6 protein-coding genes and 1 pseudogene are annotated in these 6,061 nt (G+C 67.5%); 5 read left to right on the top strand and 2 right to left on the bottom strand.

All coding sequences use genetic code 11. The features are described 5' to 3' along the window. The 4 genes from accB to bioB form a co-directional block, all read left to right on the top strand. On the top strand, positions 1 to 305 hold a 305-nt coding region (gene accB, locus A612_RS13835; RefSeq protein WP_040436988.1), incomplete at its 5' end, for an acetyl-CoA carboxylase biotin carboxyl carrier protein. Positions 306 to 473: 168 nt separating this feature from the next. Next, a complete protein-coding gene (accC, locus tag A612_RS13830) occupies positions 474 to 2,522 on the top strand; it encodes an acetyl-CoA carboxylase biotin carboxylase subunit (protein WP_019375055.1) in 2,049 nt (682 codons plus the stop codon). A gap of 65 nt (positions 2,523 to 2,587) precedes the next feature. Continuing rightward, positions 2,588 to 3,067: a VOC family protein gene (locus tag A612_RS13825; protein WP_019375054.1), complete on the top strand. Its 480-nt coding sequence runs from the start codon at positions 2,588 to 2,590 to the stop codon at positions 3,065 to 3,067. A gap of 386 nt (positions 3,068 to 3,453) precedes the next feature. Beyond that, entirely contained in the window at positions 3,454 to 4,494 is a 1,041-nt protein-coding gene (gene bioB, locus A612_RS13820) for a biotin synthase BioB (protein ID WP_040436985.1), read from the top strand. Positions 4,495 to 4,532: 38 nt separating this feature from the next. Here the strand turns inward: bioB and A612_RS13815 are convergent, their stop codons facing one another. Then, positions 4,533 to 4,736, bottom strand: coding sequence for a YgaP family membrane protein (locus A612_RS13815; RefSeq protein WP_019375052.1), 204 nt, complete (start codon positions 4,734 to 4,736; stop codon positions 4,533 to 4,535). A gap of 41 nt (positions 4,737 to 4,777) precedes the next feature. Next, positions 4,778 to 4,879 (bottom strand): annotated as a pseudogene (locus A612_RS18185) (rhodanese-like domain-containing protein); the annotation flags it as partial. Positions 4,880 to 5,014: 135 nt separating this feature from the next. Between A612_RS18185 and A612_RS13810 the strand changes: the two are divergent. Further along, positions 5,015 to 6,061: ISL3 family transposase (locus A612_RS13810; protein WP_019375050.1), on the top strand; the 1,047-nt coding region annotated here is incomplete at its 3' end.

Genomic DNA, 6,061 nt, shown 5'->3' with positions numbered 1-6,061 from the left:
CGACCGCCGCCGCGGTGCCTGCCGCTGCCCCTGCAGCCGAGGCGGCAGCTCCCGCGCCGGCGGAGCCCGCGGGACACGTCGTGAAGTCCCCGATGGTGGGCACCTTCTACCGTGCCTCCAGCCCCGGCGCCAAGCCTTTCGTCGAGGTCGGCAGCCAGGTCAAGGAAGGCGAGACGCTGTGCATCGTCGAGGCCATGAAGATCCTCAACGAAATCGAGGCCGACAAGGCCGGCACCGTCACGCGCATCCTGGGCGAGAACGGCCAGGCGGTGGAATACGGTCAGCCGCTGTTCGTCATCGAGTGATCGGCCTGTTCGTGCCGAGTCCATGCGCAGCGCCGCCCACCGGCGCGAGGCTGTTGCCTATGTTTGAAAAGATCCTGGTCGCCAATCGCGGCGTTCCTGCCGCAGGCAGGGCGAAGCAAATCGCCCTGGCGCGCGCCAGGGCGCTGGCGATGAGCCGCGGGGGAGCTTATGTTTAAGAAGATCCTGGTCGCCAATCGCGGCGAAATCGCCCTGCGCATCCAGCGCGCCTGCCGCGAGCTGGGCATCAAGGCCGTCATGGTCTATTCCGAGGCCGACCGCGACGCCAAGTACGTCAAGCTGGCCGAGGAGGCCGTGTGCATCGGCCCCGCGCCCTCGCCGCAGTCCTACCTGAACATGCCGGCCATCATCTCGGCCGCCGAGGTGACGGACGCCGAGGCCATCCATCCCGGCTACGGCTTCCTGGCCGAGAACGCCGACTTCGCCGAGCGCGTGGAAAAGAGCGGCTTCCAGTTCATCGGCCCGACGCCCGAATCCATCCGCCTGATGGGTGACAAGGTCTCGGCCAAGCAGGCCATGATCCGCGCCGGCGTGCCCTGCGTGCCGGGCTCGGATGGCGAACTGCCGGACGACCCGGTGCAGATCCGCCGCATCGCGCGCGGCATCGGCTACCCGGTGATCGTCAAGGCGGCAGGCGGCGGCGGCGGGCGCGGCATGCGCGTGGTGCACACCGAGGCGGCGCTGGTCAACGCCGTGCAGATGACCAAGGCCGAGGCCACGGCCGCCTTCGGCAACCCGGCCGTGTACATGGAGAAATTCCTCCAGAACCCGCGCCACATCGAGATCCAGGTGCTGGCCGACAAGCACAAGAACGCCGTCTACCTGGGCGAGCGCGACTGTTCCATGCAGCGGCGCCACCAGAAGGTGATCGAGGAAGGCCCGGCGCCCGGCATCCCGCGCAAGCTGATCGAGCGCATCGGCGAGCGTTGTGTGTCGGCCTGCAAGAAGATCGGCTACCGCGGCGCCGGCACCTTCGAGTTCCTGTACGAGAACGGCGAGTTCTATTTCATCGAGATGAACACCCGCGTGCAGGTCGAGCACCCGGTGACGGAGTGGATCACGGGCGTGGACATCGTGCGCACGCAGATCATGGTCGCGGCGGGCGAGAAGCTGCCCTTCACCCAGCGCCAGATCCAGATCCGCGGCCACGCCATCGAGTGCCGCATCAACGCCGAGGACCCGTTCCGCAACTTCCTGCCTTCCACCGGCCGGCTGGTGCGCTTCGCGCCGCCCGAGCAGAACCTGTTCCAGGGCGAGACCGGCGGGCGCTATGGCGTGCGCGTGGACACCGGCGTGTACGAGGGCGGCGAGATCCCGATGTTCTATGACTCGATGATCGCCAAGCTCATTGTGCATGGCCAGGATCGCGAGGATGCCGTCCTGCGCATGCGTGCGGCACTCAACGGCTTCGTGATCCGCGGCATCAGCAGCAACATCCCCTTCCAGGCGGCGCTGCTGGCGCATCCGAAGTTCGTCTCGGGCGACTTCAACACCGGCTTCATCGCCGAGCACTACCCGCATGGCTTCGCTGCCGAGGACGTGCAGCACGAGGATCCGCAGTTCCTCGTTGCGCTGGCAGCCTACATGCACCGCCGCTACCGCGCCCGCGCCAGTGGGATCAGCGGACAGCTGGCGGGCCACGGCGTGCAGGTGGGCGAGGAGTTCGTGGTCGTCACGCTGGGGCAGGGCGGCGAGAACCACTACCACGACGTGACGGTGACCGACTTCGAGAGCGACTCAGGCGCAAGCACAGTGCAGGTGGGCGGCAAGAGCTACCGCATCACGAGCAGCGCCCACCTGGGAAGCATCTGCGTGCAGGGTGCCTGCAACGGCCAGGGCTTCACGGCCCAGATCGAGCGTGGCACGCCGAAGAACCCGCTGGTGCTGCGCATTTCGCACAACGGCGCGCAGATCGACGCCATCGTGCTGACGCCGCGCCGCGCCGAACTGTTCAAGCTGATGCCCTACAAGGCGCCGCCGGACCTGTCGAAGTTTCTGCTCTCGCCCATGCCGGGCCTGCTGGTGGACGTGGCGGTCGAGCCTGGCCAGAGGGTGCAGGCAGGCGAGCGCCTGGCCGTCATCGAGGCGATGAAGATGGAGAACGTCCTTTTTGCCACGCAGGACGGCGTGGTCAGCAAGGTGGTGGCGGGCAAGGGCGCCTCGCTGGCCGTCGACCAGGTGATCCTGGAGTTCGAATGAGCGGGCAGTCCCGGATTGCGCCCCGCCATTTTGCTACCCCTTCGCCACCGATACAGGAGCCCGCCATGAACGACACCCCTGCCACCGCCCGTCCGTTTCGGATCCTGGGCATCCAGCAAATCGCCATCGGCGGCACCGACAAGGCGCGCATGCGCCGGCTGTGGGTGGACATGCTGGGTCTGGAGCACACGGGCACTTTTGTGAGCGAGCGCGAGAACGTCGACGAGGACATCCTCTCTCTGGGGCGCGGGCCCCACGGGGTCGAGGTGGACCTCATGCAACCGCTCGACATCGACAAGAAACCGGCCGTGCACACCACGCCGCTCAACCACGTGGGCTTGTGGGTGGACGACCTGCCCAAGGCCGTGCAGTGGCTGACGGCGCAGGGCGTGCGCTTTGCACCCGGGGGCATCCGCAAGGGAGCCTCCGGCCACGACATTACTTTCCTGCACCCGCGTGCCAGCGAGGAGTTCCCCATCGCGGGCGAGGGGGTGCTGATCGAGCTGGTGCAGGCGCCTCCAGAGGTGATTGCGGCGCTCGGCTGAATTCCGTTCTGCTGTCCCCATCGACCCAGGCCGCGTGCCTGGGTTTTTTGTGGGTGCAAGGCCCCAACACGCCACCGAGATGCGACAGCGCGCGTGTTCGCACCTGAAATTGTTTGGTGAGTTGTAAGAAGATGGAAGCAAATGGGGGCAAATGAACGGCATTTGGCAGCATTTGAAGCAACCTGGGAGAGGCTTGCAATGTTGCGCGCAACATCGCCCAAAATCCGTCATCTTCTTTTAATTGTCGGCAAATATTGGGCAGATTGACGGCAATTGACGGCAAGTTTTTCTGCCGGGATTTTTTCTTCGAGAAGTTACGCACATCCCGCCCGGCCGCCCACAATCGCCCCGTGTCTGTTCTTGTGCGGCACTGCCCGCGTAGCGCCATGTCCCATTCCCTGTCCACCGCCCCCCTCTCCACTCCACCCCAGCCCATCCAATGGCATGCCGGCCGCCCGGCGCCGGTGCCTGCCGCCCGTGCCGTGCGCTGGAGCGTGGAGGACGTGCAGGCCCTGCTTGAACTGCCGTTCCTCGACCTGCTGTGGAAGGCCCAGGCGGTCCATCGCAGCCATTGGCCGGCCCACGAGATCGAGCTCGCCACCCTCCTGTCGGTCAAGACGGGCGGTTGCCCCGAGAACTGCGGCTACTGCCCGCAGTCGTCGGCCTTCGACACGGGCGTGCAGGCCGGCAAGCTCATGGACGTGCAGGAAGTCGAGGCCGCCGCGCGGGCCGCGCGCGAGGCCGGCGCCACGCGCTTTTGCATGGGCGCGGCCTGGCGTGCGCCCAAGGACCGGGACATCGAGAAGATGGCCGAACGCATCGCTGCCGTAAAGGCGCTGGGCCTGGAGACCTGCGCCACGCTGGGGATGCTGCAGCCTCATCAGGCGCGCGCCCTCAGGGATGCCGGGCTGGATTACTACAACCACAACCTCGACACCGCACCCGAGTACTACCAGGATGTGGTCAGCACGCGCCAGTACCAGGATCGACTGGATACCCTGCAGGCCGTGCGCGATGCGGGCGTGAAGGTCTGCTGTGGCGGCATCATCGGCATGGGCGAGGCGCCGGTGCACCGCGCCGGCCTGATCGCCCAGCTTGCCAACCTCGACCCTTATCCGGAGTCCGTGCCCATCAACAGCCTGGTGCGCGTGCCGGGCACGCCCATGGCCGATGCAGAGCCCGTGGATCCGCTGGATTTCGTGCGTGTCGTTGCCGTGGCGCGCATCACCATGCCGCGTGCCCGCGTGCGCCTCTCGGCAGGACGCCAGGAACTGGGCGATGCCGTCCAGGCCCTGTGCTTCCTGGCCGGGGCCAACTCCATCTTCCATGGCGACAAGCTGCTGGTGACCGGCAACCCGCAGGCGCAGGCCGACGCGGAACTCCTGGAGCGCCTGGGTCTGCAGCCGGTACGGGCGCAGGCAACCTGAACGCTGCAGCGGTCCGGCCGGCGCCCGCCCGGCGGGCTTCAGGCTTGCGGTGGTCGCTTGAGCGGGCAGGTGCTCACGCCCAGGATGCCATAGGCCGGACAGAAGCGAAACAGCCCGGTCACCAGCGGCACCACACCGATGTAGCCCCACCAGCCGATGGTGCCGGTCGCGGCAAGGGCGATGAGTGCCACGCCAACGATGATGCGCAGGATGCGGTCGATGCCGCCGACATTGAGTTTCATGAGGTCTCTCCTAGGATTGGGAACGAAAGAAGGCAAGCGTCCTAGCCGAAGTCCGGCAGGCGGGGCTGCCGGACCGGCTTGCCGGCCGCCACCCAGGCGTCGTAGCCGCCGGCGATCGAGCGCACCTTGCGATAGCCCATGTCCGGCTCTTCGTCATTTCGTGTGGAACCCAACAGTCACAATGACTCCTGGTCGTCGAGCCCGGTGGGCATGTGTGCAGGCCGCTGGCCGGCCTGTGCACATGTCCACGAGGCGTGTTTGATCAGGAGGATGAGTCCATGGGCATTGCCGTAGAAGCTCTATTCACCAGCGCGCTGGGCTTGCAGCCGCCGTGGGTCGTCGATGACGTCAGGCTCGACACGGCCAAGCGGCGTATCGACTTCGAGATCGGCTGCCACACCAGCAGGCTCGCCTGCCCGGCATGCGGTGCGGCCACGCAACCGGTGCACGACCGGCTGCGCCGATCCTGGCGGCACCTGGACTTCTTCCAGTTCGAGGCCTGGCTGCACTGCGACGTGCCGCGCGTGGCCTGCGGTGCCTGCGGCAAGACCACGCAGGTGGCCGTGCCCTGGGCGCGTCCGGGCTCGGGCTTCACCGCGGCGTTCGAAGCGCTGGCGCTGACCTTGTGCCTGGACCTGCCGGTGCGCCAGGCCGCCGAGTTGCTGCGCTGCAAGGACAAGCGGCTGTGGCGGCGCATCGAGTTCTACGTCGCGCAGGCGCGTGCGCTGGAAGACTTCGCCGGCGTGCGCACGGTGGGCATCGACGAGACCAGCCTGCGGCGCGGGCAGCACTACATCACCGTCGTGCACGACCTGGATCGCAAGCGGCTGCTGTTCGCCACCGAGGGGCGCGAGCACCGCACGGTGGTGGAGTTCGCCGAGGATCTGAGGGCCCATGGCGGCGATCCCGCCCAGGTGCGGCACGTGTGCATGGACATGAGCGCGGCCTACGCCAAGGGCGTGGCGCTGGCGCTGCCCGAGGCGCAGATCAGCTACGACCGCTTTCACGTCGTCTCGATGGCCATCGAGGCGATGGACCAGGTGCGCCGCGCGGAGATGGCCACCGACGCGCAGGCGGTGCGAGCCGCGCTGGGCACTGGCCAGCGTAAGACGCTCAGGCAGCTGCTGTGGGGCATGCGGCGCAACCCCAGCACCTGGAGCGCCCGCCAGCTCCAGGCGATGCACTGGCTGCAGCGCTCGACGCTCAAGAGCGCGCGGGCGTGGCGGCTGAAGATGGCGCTGCGCGAGGTGTACGCACGGGCCACAGCGCACAACAGCATCGAACAGGCCGCATCCGACCTCAGGGCCTGGCTGAGCTGGGCGCGG

This window comes from Melaminivora alkalimesophila (genome assembly GCF_000282995.1).
Taxonomy (GTDB): Bacteria; Pseudomonadota; Gammaproteobacteria; order Burkholderiales; family Burkholderiaceae_C; genus Melaminivora; species Melaminivora alkalimesophila.
Note: the sequence above shows the minus strand (reverse complement) of the source record. Positions and strands in the feature narration are given on the sequence as shown.

Bases quoted from the DNA above. Each gene is read 5' to 3' on its own strand.
- A612_RS13815 (WP_019375052.1), bottom strand. From the start codon at position 4,736: ATGAAACTCAATGTCGGCGGCATCGACCGCATCCTGCGCATCATCGTT.
- bioB (WP_040436985.1), top strand. From the start codon at position 3,454: ATGTCCCATTCCCTGTCCACCGCCCCCCTCTCCACTCCACCCCAGCCC.
- A612_RS13825 (WP_019375054.1), top strand. From the start codon at position 2,588: ATGAACGACACCCCTGCCACCGCCCGTCCGTTTCGGATCCTGGGCATC.
- accC (WP_019375055.1), top strand. From the start codon at position 474: ATGTTTAAGAAGATCCTGGTCGCCAATCGCGGCGAAATCGCCCTGCGC.